The sequence below is a fragment of the Streptococcus sp. 3613 genome, from assembly GCF_013277375.1.
GTDB classification, from domain to species: domain Bacteria; phylum Bacillota; class Bacilli; order Lactobacillales; family Streptococcaceae; genus Streptococcus; species Streptococcus pseudopneumoniae.
In genome coordinates this window covers 1-17,049 of the sequence record NZ_VMMV01000052.1, presented here as the reverse complement: position 1 = coordinate 17,049, position 17,049 = coordinate 1, and the positions used below count along the sequence as shown (strand labels likewise).

Here is a 17,049-nt window from a genome sequence, read left to right as displayed (position 1 = left end):
AATCAATCTTTGTCATGTTTTCATGGCAAAGATTTTTTTTGACTCCAGATTTATGATAGAATAGAGGGAGTTGATAAAAGGAGGAAAGCATGGAAGAGTCAAAAGAATTAAATGCTGTTATCGATGTGATTATGCTAGCAGGAACCATTCTTCTCAAAAGTGGTTCAGAGATTCATCGTGTAGAAGATACCATGATTCGGATCGCGCATTCGCAGGGGATTGTGGATTGCAATGTTCTTGCAATGCCTGCAGCTATCTTTTTCTCCATTGAAAACACCAATATTTCGCGAATGAAACGCGTGACTTCCTCTTCTTATAACATTGAAAAAGTCTGCGATGTCAACCAGATTTCTCGTCAGCTGGTTGGGGGGCAGATTGATTTAGAAACAGCCTTTAAGCAATTGACGGCCTTGCAGGCCCAACCTCTTCCTTATACTAAGTTGCAGGTAACTCTGGCTGCGACCTTTAGTGCTCCTTTCTTTTCAGTTATGTTTAGTGGAAATATCTACGACGCACTTGGGGCAGGAGTGGCGACCTTATTTGGTTTTGCCTTTTCCCTCTATGTGGAAAAATTTATCCGAATTCCCTTTGTGACAGCCTTTGCTGGAGCCTTTGTCTTTGGGATAATTGCCCAGTTTTGGGCTCGCTATACAGGCTTTCCTTCAACGGCAGATTTGATTATAGCTGGTGCGGTCATGCCGTTTGTACCAGGTATTGCCTTGACCAATGCGGTCCGTGATATTATGACCAACCACATAAACTCTGGTATGAGTAAGATGTTTGAATCCCTGCTCATTACCCTTGCTTTAGGGGCAGGAACTTCTGTCGCCTTGGTATTGATGAACTAATATGACACTAACAACCTTTTTATTACAAGCAGTAGCAAGTCTTCTTGCTATTATCACTTTTTTAATCGTACTCAATGTTCAACGGTCTATGCTCTTACCAGGAGGGATTTTGGGCATGGCTGTCTGGCTAATCTATCTTTTGCTCAAGGAACCGACCAATGTTATTGTGGCTACTTTTATTGCAGCCATTATCGGTTCTTGTGTCAGCCAGATTTTAAGTATTCTTTATAAGACACCTGCTGTGGTCTTTATCTTGGCCATCTTGGCACCCTTGGTTCCGGGTTATCTCTCCTATCGGACAACTGCCTTTTTTGTGACAGGGGACTATAATAAAGCGCTGGCAAGTGCAACATTAGTTGTTATGCTGGCTCTGGTCATTTCCATTGGAATGGCTAGCGGAACAGTGATTCTCAGACTGTATCATTATATAAAAACACATCGAGTATCGTAGACTTTACAGAAATAAAAGAATTTTCTGAAAAATGAGATAAATATAGTGACAAGGCTTTCTATGTATGCTATTCTCTCTATATAAAGGAGGAAAAATCATGAAAAAATCACTATTTTCCTTATTGTCTGTAAGTCTACTGACTTTGTTGCTTATCCCAGTCATGGTTTCTAGTTTGGGTTCAGAGTTTCAAAGTGGATTACAAGAGCATCAGTTGATTGCCGAAAAGGTTAGTAAAACACTTGACAAGACATTTGATAAGGATGTCAGAGAAATTCCGACCAGTCAGTTTTATCAAGAATTTGTAGATGAGATGGGAAGGACTTACTCAGGAAATTTAATCCTCCAGGAACTGATAACTGAGAATGGGGCTTATAAAGCTACTTATATCGGTGAACTCTCTAGCAACTAATCATTCTTTGAAATTATGACCAATAAGAGGCTTGATTTGGTGAATCAAGTCTTTTTTATCTCTTTTACTGCCATTTGTGATAAAATAGTACCGAACGATTTTTTACATGAATGATAAAACAGAGGTAAATATGACAATCGGTATTGATAAGATTGGTTTTGCGACCAGTCAATATGTCTTGAAATTACAAGACTTAGCAGAAGCGAGGGGAATTGACCCTGAAAAATTAAGTAAAGGACTCTTACTCAAGGAATTGAGTATTGCGCCCCTAACTGAGGACATCGTGACCTTGGCGGCCAGTGCTAGTGACTCTATTTTAACTGAGCAAGAAAGACAAGAAGTTGACATGGTCATTGTGGCGACCGAGTCAGGAATTGACCAGAGTAAGGCTGCGGCCGTCTTTGTGCATGGCTTGCTGGGCATCCAGCCCTTTGCTCGTAGTTTCGAGATTAAAGAAGCCTGCTATGGAGCGACTGCTGCCCTTCATTATGCCAAATTGCATGTGGAAAATTCTCCAGAGTCGAAAGTCTTGGTCATCGCCAGTGATATTGCCAAGTATGGAATTGAAACTCCAGGAGAACCAACTCAGGGTGCTGGAAGTGTGGCTATGTTGATTACACAAAATCCACGCATGATGGCCTTTAATAATGACAATGTAGCTCAGACCCGTGACATCATGGATTTCTGGCGACCAAATTACTCGACAACTCCTTATGTAAATGGTGTCTATTCTACCCAACAATACTTGGATAGTTTGAAAACGACTTGGCTTGAATACCAAAAACGCTACCAGCTTACCTTAGATGATTTTGCGGCGGTTTGCTTCCACTTGCCTTATCCTAAATTAGCGCTAAAAGGCTTGAAAAAAATTATGGATAAGAGCCTGCCTCAAGAGAAAAAAGACCTCTTGCAAAACCATTTTGACCATTCTATTCTCTATAGTCAAAAGGTGGGGAATATCTACACAGGTTCACTTTTCCTTGGACTTTTGTCTCTCTTGGAAAATACAGATAGCTTGAAAGCTGGGGATAAAATCGCCCTTTATAGTTACGGAAGTGGAGCTGTGGCTGAGTTCTTCAGTGGTGAATTGGTTGAAGGATATGAAGCTTATTTGGATAAAGACCGCTTGAACAAGCTCAACCAACGAACTGACCTATCCGTTGCAGACTATGAAAAGGTCTTTTTTGAGGAAGTAGACTTGGATGAAACAAACTCTGCCCAGTTTGCTGGCTATGAAAATCAATATTTTGCCTTGGTTGAAATTCTCGACCACCAACGCCGTTATAGCAAGGTTGAAAAATAATGAAGATAAGTTGGAATGGATTTTCTAAAAAATCATACCAAGAGCGCCTCGAGCTGTTAAAAGCTCAGGCGTTCCTTAGTCCTGAGAGGCAAGAGAGTTTAGAGCAGGATGAACAGATGAGTGTAACTGTGGCAGATCAGCTGAGTGAGAATGTGGTGGGAACTTTTTCTCTGCCTTATTCGCTGGTCCCAGAGGTTCTCGTTAACGGTCAGGAATACACAGTTCCCTATGTGACAGAAGAACCGTCCGTGGTTGCTGCGGCCAGCTATGCTAGTAAAATCATCAAGCGAGCAGGTGGCTTTACTGCTCAGGTTCATGAGCGCCAGATGATTGGACAGGTAGCCCTTTATCAAGTTGCTGACCCTGAACAAGCGCAAGAGAAGATTGCCAGCAAGAAAGCAGAGCTCCTAGAACTTGCCAATCAAGCCTATCCTTCTATCGTTAAACGTGGAGGTGGGGCGCGTGATCTGCATGTCGAGCAGATAAAAGGCGAACCAGACTTTCTCGTTGTTTATATTCATGTCGATACCCAGGAAGCCATGGGTGCCAATATGCTCAACACCATGCTGGAAGCCTTGAAACCAGTCTTAGAAGAACTCAGTCAGGGACAGAGTCTCATGGGAATCCTGTCCAACTACGCAACTGATTCTCTGGTGACTGCAAGCTGTCGCATCGCCTTTCGCTACTTGATCCGCCAAAAGGAGCAAGGACGAGAAATTGCAGAGAAGATAGCCTTGGCTAGTCAGTTTGCGCAAGCTGATCCTTATCGAGCGGCTACCCACAATAAAGGGATTTTTAACGGTATTGATGCCATTTTGATTGCCACTGGTAATGACTGGCGTGCCATTGAGGCGGGGGCTCATGCCTTTACTAGTCGAGACGGGCGCTATCAAGGTCTCAGTCGCTGGACGCTGGATCTTGAAAGAGAAGAATTGGTCGGTGAGATGACCTTACCCATGCCTGTAGCGACCAAGGGTGGCTCTGTTGGTCTCAACCCTCGTGTAGCTCTCAGTCATGAATTATTGGGAAATCCTTCTGCCAAAGAATTAGCCCAGATTATCGTGTCTATCGGGCTTGCCCAAAATTTTGCGGCCCTCAAAGCCTTGGTGAGTACAGGGATTCAGCAAGGCCACATGAAATTGCAGGCTAAATCTTTGGCACTTCTCGCAGGTGCTAGTGAATCCGAAGTTGCTCCCCTAGTCGAGCGCCTCATCGCAGATAAAACCTTTAACCTAGAGACAGCCCAGCGCTACCTAGAAAATTTAAGATCATAAAAACTCAGACGAATTCGGTCTGAGTTTTCTTGTATTTAAATACTTTTTCCTGGTAATAAGGTAACTGGTAAGAAGTAACCAGTTGTCGCAACTTCCTTGCCTTCGATCTTCTGCAAGAGAAGATCGACAGTGAGGCAGGCAATCTCTTCCAAGGGTTGCTTGATAGTAGCCAGTTGAGGGTAGTAATTTTCGATAAAGTAGGTACCATCATAGCCGATGACCTTGAGCTCTTCTGGTACAGAAATGCCCAATTCTTGAGCGATTTTAATGACCAAAATAGCTGTCAAATCATCTGAAGCAAAGATGGCATCTGGCTTTTGTCGAGTCAAGATATTCTTGATTTCCATTTCTTTTCTGACGGGAGAAAAGTCACTGGAAACATTGATAATAGGAGCTTTTGGAAGTACGGATGCAAAACCAGCGTGGCGTAGTCCAGTAGGCGAATTGGAATTGTCATTCCCTGTAATCATGATGATAGATTGGGCGCCTGTCTTAACCAAGGTCTGGGCAGCAAGAACTCCACCAGCGTAGTTGTCAGAGGAAACGACTGGAATGTCTGGTGACAGATTTCGGTCAAAGGAAATAATTGGTGCCGTCACTCGATTGTAGTCTTCGATTCCCAAGTTGTGACTACCAGAAATGATGCCGTCCACCTGATTGGCTTCCAACATTTCGATGTATTCGCGTTCCTTCTCAGAATCATGCTCACTGTTGCAGATGATGGTTTTGTAACCATTTTTGAAGAGTTGGTGTTCCAGCTTATCAATCAATTCTGCGTAGAAAACGTTGGAAATATTTGGGAAAATCAAGCCGATTAATTTAGCCGATTTTCCTTGCAAACTACGAGCTAGGTTGTTGGGCTTATAGCCCAATTCCCGCATGGCTTCATTGACTTTTTGGATGGTTTTCTCGGAGAGATAGCCCTTTTTATTGATAACACGAGAAACGGTAGTAGGGCTGACGCCTGCAAGTTTGGCGACATCAGTTAGTTTTGCGACCATAATCTAATTCATAGTAAGTTCCAGTTAGGTTTCCAGATTTGATGAGGATACCATTTTGGTCTACATGTGGGAAGACACGACCGGAAAATACTTTTTCTCCTTTATTGATGAAAATTTCAAAGACAGAGTTATCGATGAAAATCGTAGCAGTAGTAGCCTGATTCTCGATAGGGCAAGAACGAGTTGTCCCAAATTCTTGGGCATACTGTTCACCAGCCTGGCTACGATCTACTGTCACTTGACCATTTACAAGGTCAAAGTTGATGGAAAGTCCCTTGCCTTCTTGATCAGCTAGTAAGACAATCTCGCTCTGGCTATTAGCTTCCAAGCTGAGTTCAAGTTCGTAAGTGTTCTTAGTTTGGGCACGATTTGAGAAGGCTTCCTCAGAGGCACGAAGGTCCTTGACAGCTGCGACTGGGAATTGGTAGAGTTTACCGTCTTTGATAGTGAGTTCTTTGACCAAAGAGAAGGTTCCTTGGTGGTCAAAACGGTCAGATGGATATGAAACATCAGGCAAGCCAAGCCAGCTAACAGCTAGAGCACGTCCATCAGGATCGTTGAAGGCTTGAGTTGCATAGGCTTCGAAACCATAGTCCATGTTTTGAAGTTGAGACACATCTACCATTTTAGCATTTTCAGGGTCAAAGGAAGCCCCAATCTTATACATATTTGGATAGATATTATCGTAGTCTAGAACTTTCTTATCCAATCCTTGTGGGCAGTAGAGAAGGACAGGTTGCTCCCCTACAAAGACCAGATTTGGACATTCCATCATGTAGGCAGTACGGTCGTTAGCAAAGTCAAGGTTGCCAACAACTTGCCAGTTTGTGTAGTCGTTGTCTACAGCCTTATAAAGACGGACGAAACCTTTTTTCTCCAAGTCTTGACCACCCACGATGGCATAAAATTGACCCTTAAAGTTAAAAATTTGTGGATCACGGAAATGATCAGTAGAGTCTGCTGGCTGGTCGATCAAGATCTTATCAATCTTTCTAATCTTGCCATCCTTATCCATCAAAGCTCCAATCTGGTAAGGGTGACGGATCCAGTTTTCATCACGAACATTTCCTGTATAAAATAGGAACAAGTTATCACCAAATTGCATGGCAGAACCAGAGTAGGCACCGTGGCTATCTAATGGAGTATCAGGTAAAACTTTGACACCAGTTTCTGTGAAGTGAACCAAGTCCTCACTTTCCAATTGCACCCAAGATTTTAAACCATGGGCTGCACCAAAAGGAAAATTCTGGTAAAAGAGGATCCACTTGCCATCAAAGTAGGAAAAGCCATTTGGGTCGTTGAGAAGTCCTGTTTTTGGCTCAACATGGTAATGAGTATGCCATGGAGATTGTGCTATATTTTCCTTTATATGTTGAATTTCTTCTTGCGTCCAATCTTGATAAAGTCTGTAACGACGCTCAGTAGTCCATTCCATTCATTCATTCCTCCAAAAATCTTATCACTTTTAATAGTAACCGTTTTCGGTTAAAAAAGCAAGTCTTTTATGTTAAAAAAGAGAAAAAACTGTCAAACGCTTATCATAAAATAGAAGCAGAAAATCAATCAACCATCTACAGAAAATTGAAAGAAAGTGAAACAAAACCCTTTTGAACTCAGATTTAAAACTTATTTTTTCAAGGAATGCCTGATGAAACAGTCAAAAACAATCAATCTAAAGCGTGCCCACTAAGTGGATGGAATATTTTTTCTGAAAAACGCTTGACATATTTCTAAAACATGATAAAATAATAGTCGTAAGGGCGAATAAAATCGCTTTCAAACAAGAACAAAATGTTATATAAGGAGATTTTTGCAAATGAACAATCAGGAAATTGCAAAAAAAGTCATCGATGCCTTGGGCGGACGTGAAAATGTCAACAGTGTAGCTCACTGTGCGACTCGTCTTCGTGTCATGGTCAAAGATGAAGGAAAAATCAATAAAGAAGTGATTGAGAACTTGGAAAAAGTTCAAGGTGCTTTCTTTAACTCAGGTCAATACCAAATCATCTTTGGTACAGGTACAGTTAATAAAATGTACGATGAAGTTGTTGCACTTGGTTTGCCAACATCATCTAAAGATGATATGAAAGCAGAAGCTGCCAAACAAGGGAACTGGTTCCAACGTGCTATCCGTACTTTCGGTGACGTTTTCGTTCCAATCATCCCAGTTATCGTAGCGACAGGTCTCTTCATAGGTGTGCGTGGTCTCTTGACTGCTCTTGGAATGACACTTCCAGCTGACGTGACAACTTACACTCAAATCTTGACAGATACAGCCTTCATCATCTTGCCAGGTTTGGTTGTGTGGTCAACCTTCCGTGTATTCGGTGGAAATCCAGCCGTTGGTATCGTTCTTGGTATGATGCTTGTTTCTGGCTCACTTCCAAACGCTTGGGCAGTTGCTTCAGGTGGTGAAGTAACTGCTATAAACTTCTTTGGTTTCATCCCTGTTGTTGGTTTGCAAGGTTCCGTTCTTCCAGCCTTCATCATCGGGGTTGTCGGAGCTAAATTTGAAAAAGCGGTCCGCAAGGTTGTTCCAGATGTGATTGATCTCTTGGTAACGCCATTCGTGACACTTTTGGTTATGTCTATCCTTGGACTCTTTGTCATTGGACCAGTCTTTCACGTTGTTGAAAACTACATCCTTATCGCTACAAAAGCGATCCTTAGCTTGCCATTTGGTCTTGGTGGTTTCTTGATTGGTGGGGTTCACCAATTGATCGTCGTGTCAGGTGTGCATCACATCTTCAACTTGCTTGAAGTGCAATTGCTTGCTGCTGACCATGCTAACCCATTCAACGCGATCATCACAGCTGCTATGACAGCTCAAGGTGCTGCGACTGTTGCGGTTGGTGTTAAAACTAAAAATCCAAAACTAAAAACACTTGCTTTCCCAGCTGCTCTTTCAGCCTTTCTCGGTATTACAGAGCCTGCTATCTTCGGGGTAAACTTGCGCTTCCGTAAACCATTCTTCCTTTCATTGATTGCTGGTGCAATCGGTGGTGGATTGGCTTCAATCCTTGGACTTGCTGGTACTGGTAATGGTATCACCATCATCCCTGGTACAATGCTTTACATCGGTAACGGACAACTTGCTCAATACCTTCTTATGGTAGCCGTATCATTTTCCCTTGGTTTTGCCCTCACTTACATGTTTGGTTATGAGGATGAAAAAGAAGTTGCTACTGAAGTAGAGACAGAACGTTTGGTCCAAGAAGAAACAACTGGTAACATTCCAGCAGCTCTTCAAAATGAAACACTTGTAACTCCTATCGTCGGTGATGTTGTCGCTCTTGCTGATGTCAATGACCCAGTCTTCTCGAGTGGAGCTATGGGACAAGGTATCGCTGTGAAACCTAGCCAAGGAGTGGTATATGCACCAGCTGATGCTGAAGTTTCAATTGCCTTTCCAACAGGACACGCTTTTGGTTTGAAAACAAGAAATGGTGCTGAAGTTTTGATCCACGTTGGTATTGACACTGTGTCTATGAACGGTGACGGTTTTGAAGCAAAAGTTGCTCAAGGTGATAAGGTTAAAGTTGGCGATGTTCTTGGAACATTTGACTCAAACAAAATCGCTTCAGCTGGACTTGATGATACAACAATGCTTATCGTTACAAATACAGCTGACTATGCTTCAGTAGCTCCAGTCGCAACAGGTTCAGTTGCTAAGGGGGATGCTGTGATCGAAGTGAAAATCTAATCAATCCTCTTTAATGTGAAAACGAACAAATGACATGTTTGTTCGTTTTTGCTTGAATGGTAAGATTTACAGAGGAAAATCTAAAAAATAGAGAAATTTAGACTTTCGAAATATGCTATAATAAAGAAAATAAAAACAAGAGGTTTATCATGACAAAATTATATGGAAGCTTGGAAGCGGGCGGTACAAAGTTTGTCTGTGCTGTCGGTGATGAAAACTTTAACGTTGTAGAAAAAACACAATTTCCAACAACAACACCAATCGAAACAATCGATAAAACCATCGAGTTCTTCTCAAAATTCGATAACCTTGCTGGTCTTGCAGTTGGTTCATTTGGTCCGATTGATATTGATAAAAACTCAAAAACTTATGGCTTTATCACAACGACTCCAAAACCAAACTGGGCAAATGTGGACTTGCTTGGTGCCCTTCGTCGCGCCCTCAACGTTCCTATGTACTTCACGACAGACGTAAACAGCTCTGCTTATGGTGAAGTGGTTGCCCGTAACAATGCTGGTGGCCGTATCGAAAACTTGGTTTACTACACAATCGGTACAGGTATCGGTGCAGGTGTCATCCAACGTGGTGAGTTTATCGGCGGTGTGGGTCATCCTGAAATGGGTCATTATTATGTTGCTAGACATCCAATGGATATTGAAAAAGAGTTTAAGGGTGTTTGTCCTTTCCATAAGGGATGTCTGGAAGGCTATGCAGCTGGTCCAAGTTTGGAAGCTCGTACAGGTGTTCGTGGGGAAAACATTGAACTCAACAACCCTGTTTGGGATGTCCAAGCCTACTATATCGCTCAAGCTGCGGTTAATGCGACAGTGACTTTCCGCCCAGACGTGATTGTCTTTGGTGGAGGGGTCATGGCTCAACAACACATGTTGGACCGTGTCCGTGAGAAATTTACAGCTCTTCTCAATGGTTACCTACCAGTGCCAGATGTGCGTGACTATATCGTTACTCCAGCAGTAGCAGGAAATGGTTCTGCCACACTTGGGAACTTTGTTCTTGCAAAAGAAGTTTCAAAATAAAGCACAAAATCCGTTTGGGAAACCAAACGGATTTTTTACGTGTCAAAGCATTTGCCAGAAGAAGTCGATAATATAGGTCAGACCGTAGGTATAAACCACGAGGGTAAAGGGCTTGGTTAGAATGATGATGGTCATATAGCGCTTGAAACTCATCTTGGTCAGGGCAGCCAGCATACAGAGAAAGTCAGCTGGACTAATGGGCCAAATCATCATAAAGATAAAGAAACGGTCAAAACGATTGCCCTTGTCCAACCAGCCGATGTACTTGTCATAGGTGCGCTTGCTGACGACAGACTGGACAAAGGCGGGCCCATAGAGGCGCACCAGATAAAAGATAATGGCACAGCCAATCACGATACCGATATAGTTGTAGATTGTCCCGATGATGTGACCGTAGATAAAGACCCCAGCTACCGAGGTCAAGGCCCCAGGAATGATAGGGACGACCGTTTGTAAAATCTGTAAAAAGATAAAGAGGGGTGGCCCCCAGATGCCTGCCTGCTGGATAAAGGCAGAGAGGGTTTCCTTGGACTGTAAAATCCCAGCCTGATAAGCCCAAATGCAGAAAATCAAACTCCCAACCCCACCGGCAATCGATGAGATATTGATAAGGTGCTGCAGAAGGGGAGAAACAGCTTTCATTTGTTTATCCTGTGACATGTAAACTCCTCATAGATAGTATATTTCTACTATACCATATTTTGGAGGAGAAAGGGGGAATGAGTGTTTTTGATGAGAAATAGATGGGAATACAGGCCTTCGAGACTTAGAACAGGTCTGTCAACTAAAGGTTATATGCATTCTAAGTTTAGAATAATCGTAATTCCATAAATTTACAAGTATTCTAAGTTTCGAATAGCTTATCTGAGATAATTTTGAGGCATTCGAGCTTTCGAATAGTCATCTTCTCTAAAGTTTAGATGTATTCTGAAGCTAGAAAAGCTAAAATCTAAAAATAATAAGAGTCTCTATCTGATGGATGTAATTTATGTCTAGTATGAATCCTTTGAATCGTTAGTTAATTTTAATATTAATCAGTTCTGAAATAATTACTAAATATAGTTAGATGGTGAATGAATTATTGCTAAATTTCAAGTTCAAGTTAGTCATCAAGAAGTTTTCTCTGAGCGACTTGTAGTTCAAGCATTTTTTAGGATAGTTGTTCATCCAATTTTCGATGAATGCGACTTCTTTGGGAGTTGTTTTCTTAGTTCCCTTAGGTAACCATCTACGAATGAGCCTGTTGTGATTCTCATTAGTTCCCCTTTCCCAAGAGGTATAGGGATGTGCATAGTAGATATGTTCCTTAGAAAACACATCAGACAAGCGATTGAATTCCGTTCCGTCCATTAGTAGATAAAGGATTACTCCTGCTTGAAATGACAGATGAACTTGTTTCTTATAAAAAATGTTGTCAAGAAATTATCTGTTTTTTTCCAGAAGTTTTAGAGGAAGAAAATTTTATGAGGAAAAAGAACTTACTCAAATAACAATTCAGGACCAAAAACTGACAGTTGAGGAGCAGAGTGGATAAATTAAGTTTGCTACTGTATAATGGATTTATCACTAATACTCTTCGAAAATCTCTTCAAACCACGTCAGCTTCGCCTTGCTGTAGATATAGTTACTGACTTCGTCAGTTNNCAAAGCTGTACTTTGAGCAGCCTACGGCTAGCTTCCTAGTTTGCTCTTTGATTTTCATTGAGTATAAAAGTGCTCCATGCCATATTTTACATAGCATTAGTCTTCTAAAAATGGACAAAAAACATTGTAAAGGCTATCAAAAAGGAGTATAATGAGTGCAAGAAATTTCGGAGGTGAAAGATGCTAGAAGTAAGAAGTCTAGAGAAAAGTTTTGGATCCAAGCAAGTTTTGTTTGGTATTGACTTTCAAGCGCGACCAGGTCGTATTTTGGGATTAGTCGGAAAAAATGGTGCTGGGAAGACAACGATTTTCCACAGTATTTTGAAGTTTTTAGAATACCAGGGAGAAATCGGTCTGGATGGTCAGGATATTCGTCAGGAGACCTATGCTCGGATTGGTTATCTGCCTGAAGAACGCAGTCTCATGCCTAAATTGACAGTTCTTGAGCAAGTTCGCTATTTGGCGACTCTAAAAGGCATGGATGCCAAGGAAATCAAGGAAAAACTCCCTCAATGGATGAAGAGGTTGGAAGTGAAAGGGAAGCTGACAGATAAAATTAAGAGTCTGTCAAAAGGAAATCAGCAGAAGATTCAGCTCATCATTACTCTGATTCATGAGCCAGACTTGATTATCTTGGATGAGCCTTTCAGTGGATTGGACCCAGTCAATACAGAATTGCTCAAGCAAGTCATTTTTCAAGAAAAAGAACGTGGGGCAACCATTATCTTTTCTGACCATGTCATGACCAACGTCGAGGAGCTTTGTGACGATATTCTCATGATCCGAGATGGCCGTGTGGTCTTGCATGGACCAGTTCAGGATGTCCGAAATCAATACGGGAAAACACGTCTCTTTGTTTCAAGTGAACGAAGCAAGGAAGAATTGGAAAACCTTCCTCATGTCAAACAGGTGAGCTTGACCAAACAAGGTAGTTGGAAATTGATCTTGGAGGATGAGAGTGCTGGTAGAGAACTCTTCCCAATCTTGACTCAAGGGCAATATATCGCAACCTTTGACCAACAAGCGCCAACTATCGATGAAATCTTTAAACTAGAATCAGGAGTGGAAGTATGGGAAATGTGTGGGTTGTAATCAAGGAAACCTATCTTAGACATGTCAAATCGTGGAGTTTCTTCTTTATGGTGATTTCACCGTTCCTCTTTTTAGGAATCTCTGGAGGAATTGCTTATCTCCAAGGCTCTTCAATGGCTAAAAATGATAAAGTGGCAGTAGTGACAACAGTGCCATCTGTAGCAGAAGGACTGAAGAATGTAAATGGTGTTAATTTTGACTACAAAGACGAAGCAAGTGCCAAAGAAGCGATTAAAGATGAAAAATTAAAAGGCTATCTGACTATTGACCAAGAGGATAGTGTCTTGAAGGCAGTTTATCATGGCGAAACGTCGCTTGAAAATGGAATTAAATTTGCAGTTACAGATACACTCAATGAACTGCAAAATCAGCTTAATCGTTCAACTGCTTCCTTGTCTCAAGAGCAGGAAAAACGCTTAGCGCAGACAATTCAATTCACAGAAAAGATTGATGAAGCCAAGGAAAATAAAAAGTTTATTCAAACAATTGCAGCAGGCGCCTTAGGATTCTTTCTTTATATGATTCTGATTACCTATGCGGGTGTAACAGCTCAGGAAGTTGCCAGTGAAAAAGGCACCAAAATTATGGAAGTCGTCTTTTCTAGCATAAGGGCTAGTCACTATTTCTATGCGCGGATGATGGCTCTGTTTCTGGTGATTTTAACGCATATCGGGATTTATGTGGTAGGTGGTCTGGCAGCCATTCTACTCTTTAAAGATTTGCCATTCTTGGCTCAGTCTGGTATTTTGGATCACTTGGGAGATGCTTTCTCACTGAATACCTTGTTCTTTATTTTGGTCAGTCTCTTTATGTACGTCGTCTTGGCTGCCTTTCTAGGTTCTATGGTTTCTCGTCCTGAGGACTCAGGAAAAGCCTTGTCGCCTTTGATGATTTTGATTATGGGTGGTTTTTTTGGAGTGACAGCTCTAGGTGCAGCTGGTGACAATCTCATCTTGAAGATTGGTTCTTATATTCCCTTTATTTCGACCTTCTTTATGCCATTTAGAACTATTAATGGCTATGCAGGGGGAGTAGAAGCATGGATTTCACTTGCTATTACAGTGATTTTTGCGGTGGTAGCAACAGGATTTATCGGACGCATGTATGCCAGCCTAGTCCTTCAAACAGATGATTTAGGGATTTGGAAAACATTTAAACGTGCCTTATCTTATAAATAGAAGAGCCTCGCGAAAGCGAGGTTTTTTAGAGATAAAAAGAGTGGAATCACGAACCTAATTATGCACACATTATGTAAACAGGTTGCTTGAGAACTCAATTGTATAGTGAACTGAATCTGGAATAAGATAATATTGCTTCTAAAACATTCTTATAAATTGATTTGAATTCCAAAACCAGGGTGTGCAATTCTTATTTCCCATCACTTTATTTATTGATTATGATAGAACTCTTATCGGTCTGTAACAAAATTTCAATAATATAAAAACGCATCCTATCAGGACTCAACTTGATAGGATGCGTTTTTTGATTGTGAAGACTTTTCATCCAGCCTCTTTATGTGATAAAGTATCGTTAATATTCAATGAAAATCAGACTGGGAAGTTAGCGGAAGGCTCCTCGAAACATAGTTTTGAGGTTGAGGAACTGACCAAGTCAGTAACGTATACACACTAAGGACAAGCTGACGTGGTTTGAAGAGTATAAAAATCTGTTTCGTAAGCATCCAATAATAGGGTGTTTTGATAGTGTCATCATTTGGATAAGCATTATAGTATAGTGATATGAAATCAACTAAACTAAATAAGAAATATAGATTATCAAAACTCTTTGAAAAGATTGCATTAAATCTAAATAACATAGACGTCTTCAGCGTGTGCTGTCTCATCTTATGCGAAAATCTTATAAGGAGAGTATAGAAAATCTCGGTTGTAATCAACTAACTGATTGGAGAAATGTATAAATATGAGAAGTTAGACCCCCATGTCACTACCATAATGAGATTGCTCGAATTCCTTGCTTTTTATACTCAATGAAAATCAAAGAGCAAACTAGCCGCAGGCTGCTCAAAACAGTGTTTTGAGGTTGTGGATANNCAAGGCGACGTTGACGCGGTTTGAAGAGATTTTCGAAGAGTATTAACTCAATATCAAACTAGCTACGATGGGGCTGACAAAGACATAGAGAATACCAGTGACACCGATAGCCAAACCACCCATGGCTCCTGCTACAGAGCCGTATCGGAAGGCTGTTCCTGTTCCAACTGCATGGCCTGTTCCTCCAAGGGAAAGACCAACAGCTACTGGGTCGTCAATTTTCAACCACTTCAAAAGGGTTGGTCCGATGACACTGGTTAAAATCCCAGTTGCCACGACTACCACCAAGGTCACGGTCGTCAGACCTTGCAATTTTTCTGTGATTCCCACTGCCATGGCGGTTGTTACTGACTTGGGAAAGAGAGAAATGGCTAGGAAAAAGTCCATACCAAAGATTTTGGCCACAAGGGCTGTGAAAGAGGTATTGACAACTACTGCTAGCAGACTACCAAAGAGAATACTCCGAGCATGGTGCTTCATCAAATGAAAACTCTTGTAAATCGGAATCCCCAAAGCCACTGTCGACGGGACAATCAAGTTGTTCAGATAAACCCCACCTTGGTAGTAATCTTGATAAGAAATACCCGTCACCTTAAGAAAAATAATGATAAAAATAGCCGACAAAAGCAGGGGCGTTGTCAATGGATGAGGAAAACGTCTGTAAATCAACATCCCCACTAGATAAGCTAGGATAGACAGGGCAAGCCCAAATAGGGGATTGGAAACAAATTCACTCATTTGGCATCTCCTTTCTCATAATCTCCCTCAAACCGTCGTTTGATAAACTGAACTACCAAGGCTATGAGGATAATATTGACAACTGCTGCAAAAAAGACAATCAAAACAATGGGTAGGAGATAGGGAGCAATCACATCAAACTTTTCCATGATTCCTACTGCTGGCGGCAAAAAGAGAATGGTCATATTGGCCAGCAAGAAATTCCCCACCATGTTGACATGCCTAGTTCTCAACCATTTGAATTGTAGGGATAGAAAGAGAATAATCAAGCCGATAATACTGCCTGGGATGGGCAAATGAAAGAAACTGGAAATCCCCTCTCCGATTAGAGAAATCACAAAGAGAATCATTAATTGAACATATAATTTCATCCTAAACTCCACGAAATAGACTTCTTGAATACCAGTTTACTCTTTTTTCAGAAAATTTCAAGGAAATGAACAAGGGATAATGAAAATTAAAGAACAAACTAGGAAGTCAGCTGCATGTTACTCAAAGTAAAGTGTTGGGGTTGTAGGTCAAACTGACATAGTTTGAAGCGATTTTCGAAGAATATTACTTTTCTTTGCTTAAGTGAATGACTTGGTCGTAGTTTTTTAAGTCCTCTTCTGTGTAGTGGTGAATGGCTTCTATGACTGTTTGAGGTAGGGAGAAGAGCAAGTCGCTAATTTTTCTGCTATTTTCCGAGTCAAGATTGGCCTTAATCTCGTCTGCTAAGATGAGTTGGCTATCATGGTAGAGGGCGCGGGCGATTTCTAGGCGTTGTTTCTCGCCACCAGACAGACTATCATTGCTGAGCGTTCGATTTTTCAAATGTTCTAAACCTGTTTTTTTGAGGATATGATTTAGCGTTTGCTTTTATCTAAAATACTTCATATAAAAATGTAAATTTTTGGGGGATATACAATTAAATGAAAATATCGTAATGACACAGATTGAAACAAAAAGCGAACAAAACAGAATTCATTGTTTCGATTCGCTTTTCGTATTATTATCTAGTTTTTTTGTAGCTCTGATAACATTTAGTCTGAGCATGTACACTAATAGCTGAAGGAATAAAATGTATACTTTAGATTATTTCCAAGCGCCACCGGTATCTACACAGTAACCACCAGGTGTATAGGTGTTGTGAAGCATCTTACCAGTTGAAGCAAGGTAATACCAAGATCTGCTATCTTTCACCCAGCCTGTTAACATAGCACCTGAGTCTTTTAGGTAATATAGTTGCTTAGTTTCAAACAAGCATGTTATAATAAAGCTATGGCATATAGTACAGATTTTAAACAGCGAGCATTAGATTACATCAAAGAGGGGCACAGCCATGTCGAGGCAGCCAAGGTTTTTGATGTCGGCGTCAGAACTCTCTTCACATGGAAAAAGAACTTACGTGAACAAGGACACTTAGAGAGGAAAAAGCGAGTCGTCAAAAACCGAAAGATTCCTTTAGAGGAATTGAAATCCTTTGTCGAGGCTCATCCAGATGCTTTATTACGTGACA

The 17,049-nt window shown here is 41.2% G+C and carries 15 protein-coding genes and 4 pseudogenes; 11 read left to right on the top strand and 8 right to left on the bottom strand.

Annotated elements, in window-relative coordinates:
- Positions 1 to 89: 89 nt before the first annotated feature.
- The 5 genes from HT708_RS06885 to HT708_RS06865 all read left to right on the top strand — a co-directional run bounded on the left by HT708_RS06885 (position 90) and on the right by HT708_RS06865 (position 4,285).
- Entirely contained in the window at positions 90 to 848 is a 759-nt protein-coding gene (locus HT708_RS06885; RefSeq protein ID WP_000392880.1) for a threonine/serine exporter ThrE family protein, read from the top strand.
- Between the two features lies 1 nt (position 849).
- On the top strand, positions 850 to 1,299 hold the full coding sequence (locus tag HT708_RS06880; RefSeq protein ID WP_057487161.1) for a threonine/serine exporter family protein: 450 nt from the start codon (positions 850 to 852) through the stop codon (positions 1,297 to 1,299).
- 160 nt (positions 1,300 to 1,459) lie between these two features.
- Positions 1,460 to 1,708, top strand: a complete 249-nt coding sequence (locus HT708_RS06875) for a hypothetical protein (protein WP_025170610.1) — start codon at positions 1,460 to 1,462, stop codon at positions 1,706 to 1,708.
- Positions 1,709 to 1,838: 130 nt separating this feature from the next.
- On the top strand, positions 1,839 to 3,011 hold the full coding sequence (locus HT708_RS06870) for a hydroxymethylglutaryl-CoA synthase (RefSeq protein ID WP_172926170.1): 1,173 nt from the start codon (positions 1,839 to 1,841) through the stop codon (positions 3,009 to 3,011).
- Positions 3,011 to 4,285: a hydroxymethylglutaryl-CoA reductase, degradative gene (locus HT708_RS06865; protein WP_000704368.1), complete on the top strand. Its 1,275-nt coding sequence runs from the start codon at positions 3,011 to 3,013 to the stop codon at positions 4,283 to 4,285. The genes HT708_RS06870 and HT708_RS06865 overlap by 1 nt, the downstream gene beginning before the upstream one ends.
- Before the next feature lie 35 nt (positions 4,286 to 4,320).
- Here HT708_RS06865 and HT708_RS06860 read toward each other — a convergent pair whose 3' ends face one another.
- Both HT708_RS06860 and HT708_RS06855 read right to left on the bottom strand, forming a co-directional pair.
- Positions 4,321 to 5,286, bottom strand: coding sequence for a LacI family DNA-binding transcriptional regulator (locus HT708_RS06860; protein ID WP_000226009.1), 966 nt, complete (start codon positions 5,284 to 5,286; stop codon positions 4,321 to 4,323).
- A complete protein-coding gene (locus HT708_RS06855) occupies positions 5,267 to 6,721 on the bottom strand; it encodes a glycoside hydrolase family 32 protein (protein WP_172926169.1) in 1,455 nt (484 codons plus the stop codon). Before HT708_RS06855 ends, HT708_RS06860 begins: the two co-directional genes overlap by 20 nt.
- A gap of 381 nt (positions 6,722 to 7,102) precedes the next feature.
- On the opposite strand from HT708_RS06855, the gene HT708_RS06850 reads away from it, so the two are divergent.
- Together HT708_RS06850 and scrK are read left to right on the top strand one after the other, a co-directional pair.
- Positions 7,103 to 8,989 carry a sucrose-specific PTS transporter subunit IIBC gene (locus tag HT708_RS06850; RefSeq protein WP_172926168.1) on the top strand — a complete coding sequence of 629 codons (1,887 nt, stop codon included), beginning with the start codon at positions 7,103 to 7,105 and terminating at the stop codon, positions 8,987 to 8,989.
- Positions 8,990 to 9,138: 149 nt separating this feature from the next.
- Positions 9,139 to 10,026, top strand: a complete 888-nt coding sequence (gene scrK / locus HT708_RS06845; protein ID WP_000164309.1) for a fructokinase ScrK — start codon at positions 9,139 to 9,141, stop codon at positions 10,024 to 10,026.
- A 42-nt stretch (positions 10,027 to 10,068) separates the two neighbouring features.
- On the opposite strand, the gene HT708_RS06840 is transcribed toward scrK, so the two are convergent.
- Together HT708_RS06840 and HT708_RS06835 are read right to left on the bottom strand one after the other, a co-directional pair.
- Positions 10,069 to 10,686 (bottom strand): TVP38/TMEM64 family protein, encoded by a 618-nt coding sequence (locus HT708_RS06840; RefSeq protein ID WP_172926167.1) that lies wholly within the window; start codon positions 10,684 to 10,686, stop codon positions 10,069 to 10,071.
- Positions 10,687 to 11,088: 402 nt separating this feature from the next.
- A pseudogene (locus HT708_RS06835) lies at positions 11,089 to 11,373 on the bottom strand (IS30 family transposase); the annotation flags it as partial.
- Between the two features lie 477 nt (positions 11,374 to 11,850).
- Between HT708_RS06835 and HT708_RS06830 the strand changes: the two are divergent.
- The 3 genes and pseudogenes from HT708_RS06830 to HT708_RS11845 form a co-directional block, all read left to right on the top strand.
- A complete protein-coding gene (locus HT708_RS06830; RefSeq protein WP_023934336.1) occupies positions 11,851 to 12,762 on the top strand; it encodes an ABC transporter ATP-binding protein in 912 nt (303 codons plus the stop codon).
- A complete protein-coding gene (locus tag HT708_RS06825; protein ID WP_023934334.1) occupies positions 12,741 to 13,940 on the top strand; it encodes an ABC transporter permease in 1,200 nt (399 codons plus the stop codon). Before HT708_RS06830 ends, HT708_RS06825 begins: the two co-directional genes overlap by 22 nt.
- A gap of 587 nt (positions 13,941 to 14,527) precedes the next feature.
- A pseudogene (locus tag HT708_RS11845) lies at positions 14,528 to 14,677 on the top strand (IS630 family transposase); the annotation flags it as partial.
- Between the two features lie 178 nt (positions 14,678 to 14,855).
- On the opposite strand, the gene HT708_RS06820 reads toward HT708_RS11845, so the two are convergent.
- From HT708_RS06820 to HT708_RS06805, 4 genes and pseudogenes are all read right to left on the bottom strand, one after another.
- On the bottom strand, positions 14,856 to 15,551 hold the full coding sequence (locus tag HT708_RS06820; protein WP_023934327.1) for an LrgB family protein: 696 nt from the start codon (positions 15,549 to 15,551) through the stop codon (positions 14,856 to 14,858).
- Positions 15,548 to 15,922, bottom strand: coding sequence for a CidA/LrgA family protein (locus tag HT708_RS06815; RefSeq protein ID WP_000781328.1), 375 nt, complete (start codon positions 15,920 to 15,922; stop codon positions 15,548 to 15,550). Before HT708_RS06815 ends, HT708_RS06820 begins: the two co-directional genes overlap by 4 nt.
- 184 nt (positions 15,923 to 16,106) lie before the next feature.
- Positions 16,107 to 16,409: pseudogene (locus tag HT708_RS06810) on the bottom strand (ATP-binding cassette domain-containing protein); the annotation flags it as partial.
- Positions 16,410 to 16,625: 216 nt separating this feature from the next.
- Positions 16,626 to 16,772 (bottom strand): annotated as a pseudogene (locus tag HT708_RS06805) (choline-binding protein A); the annotation flags it as partial.
- Positions 16,773 to 16,811: 39 nt separating this feature from the next.
- Here HT708_RS06805 and HT708_RS06800 point away from each other — a divergent pair.
- Positions 16,812 to 17,049, top strand: a 238-nt coding sequence (locus tag HT708_RS06800) for an IS630 transposase-related protein (protein WP_172926166.1), incomplete at its 3' end; no start/stop codon positions are given.

Coding starts and splice junctions, on each gene's coding strand:
- HT708_RS06885 (WP_000392880.1), top strand. CDS start 90: ATGGAAGAGTCAAAAGAATTAAATGCTGTTATCGATGTGATTATGCTA.
- HT708_RS06815 (WP_000781328.1), bottom strand. CDS start 15,922: ATGAAATTATATGTTCAATTAATGATTCTCTTTGTGATTTCTCTAATC.
- scrK (WP_000164309.1), top strand. CDS start 9,139: ATGACAAAATTATATGGAAGCTTGGAAGCGGGCGGTACAAAGTTTGTC.
- HT708_RS06825 (WP_023934334.1), top strand. CDS start 12,741: ATGGGAAATGTGTGGGTTGTAATCAAGGAAACCTATCTTAGACATGTC.
- HT708_RS06875 (WP_025170610.1), top strand. CDS start 1,460: ATGGTTTCTAGTTTGGGTTCAGAGTTTCAAAGTGGATTACAAGAGCAT.
- HT708_RS06880 (WP_057487161.1), top strand. CDS start 850: ATGACACTAACAACCTTTTTATTACAAGCAGTAGCAAGTCTTCTTGCT.
- HT708_RS06860 (WP_000226009.1), bottom strand. CDS start 5,286: ATGGTCGCAAAACTAACTGATGTCGCCAAACTTGCAGGCGTCAGCCCT.
- HT708_RS06865 (WP_000704368.1), top strand. CDS start 3,011: ATGAAGATAAGTTGGAATGGATTTTCTAAAAAATCATACCAAGAGCGC.
- HT708_RS06840 (WP_172926167.1), bottom strand. CDS start 10,686: ATGTCACAGGATAAACAAATGAAAGCTGTTTCTCCCCTTCTGCAGCAC.
- HT708_RS06830 (WP_023934336.1), top strand. CDS start 11,851: ATGCTAGAAGTAAGAAGTCTAGAGAAAAGTTTTGGATCCAAGCAAGTT.
- HT708_RS06850 (WP_172926168.1), top strand. CDS start 7,103: ATGAACAATCAGGAAATTGCAAAAAAAGTCATCGATGCCTTGGGCGGA.
- HT708_RS06855 (WP_172926169.1), bottom strand. CDS start 6,721: ATGGAATGGACTACTGAGCGTCGTTACAGACTTTATCAAGATTGGACG.
- HT708_RS06870 (WP_172926170.1), top strand. CDS start 1,839: ATGACAATCGGTATTGATAAGATTGGTTTTGCGACCAGTCAATATGTC.
- HT708_RS06820 (WP_023934327.1), bottom strand. CDS start 15,551: ATGAGTGAATTTGTTTCCAATCCCCTATTTGGGCTTGCCCTGTCTATC.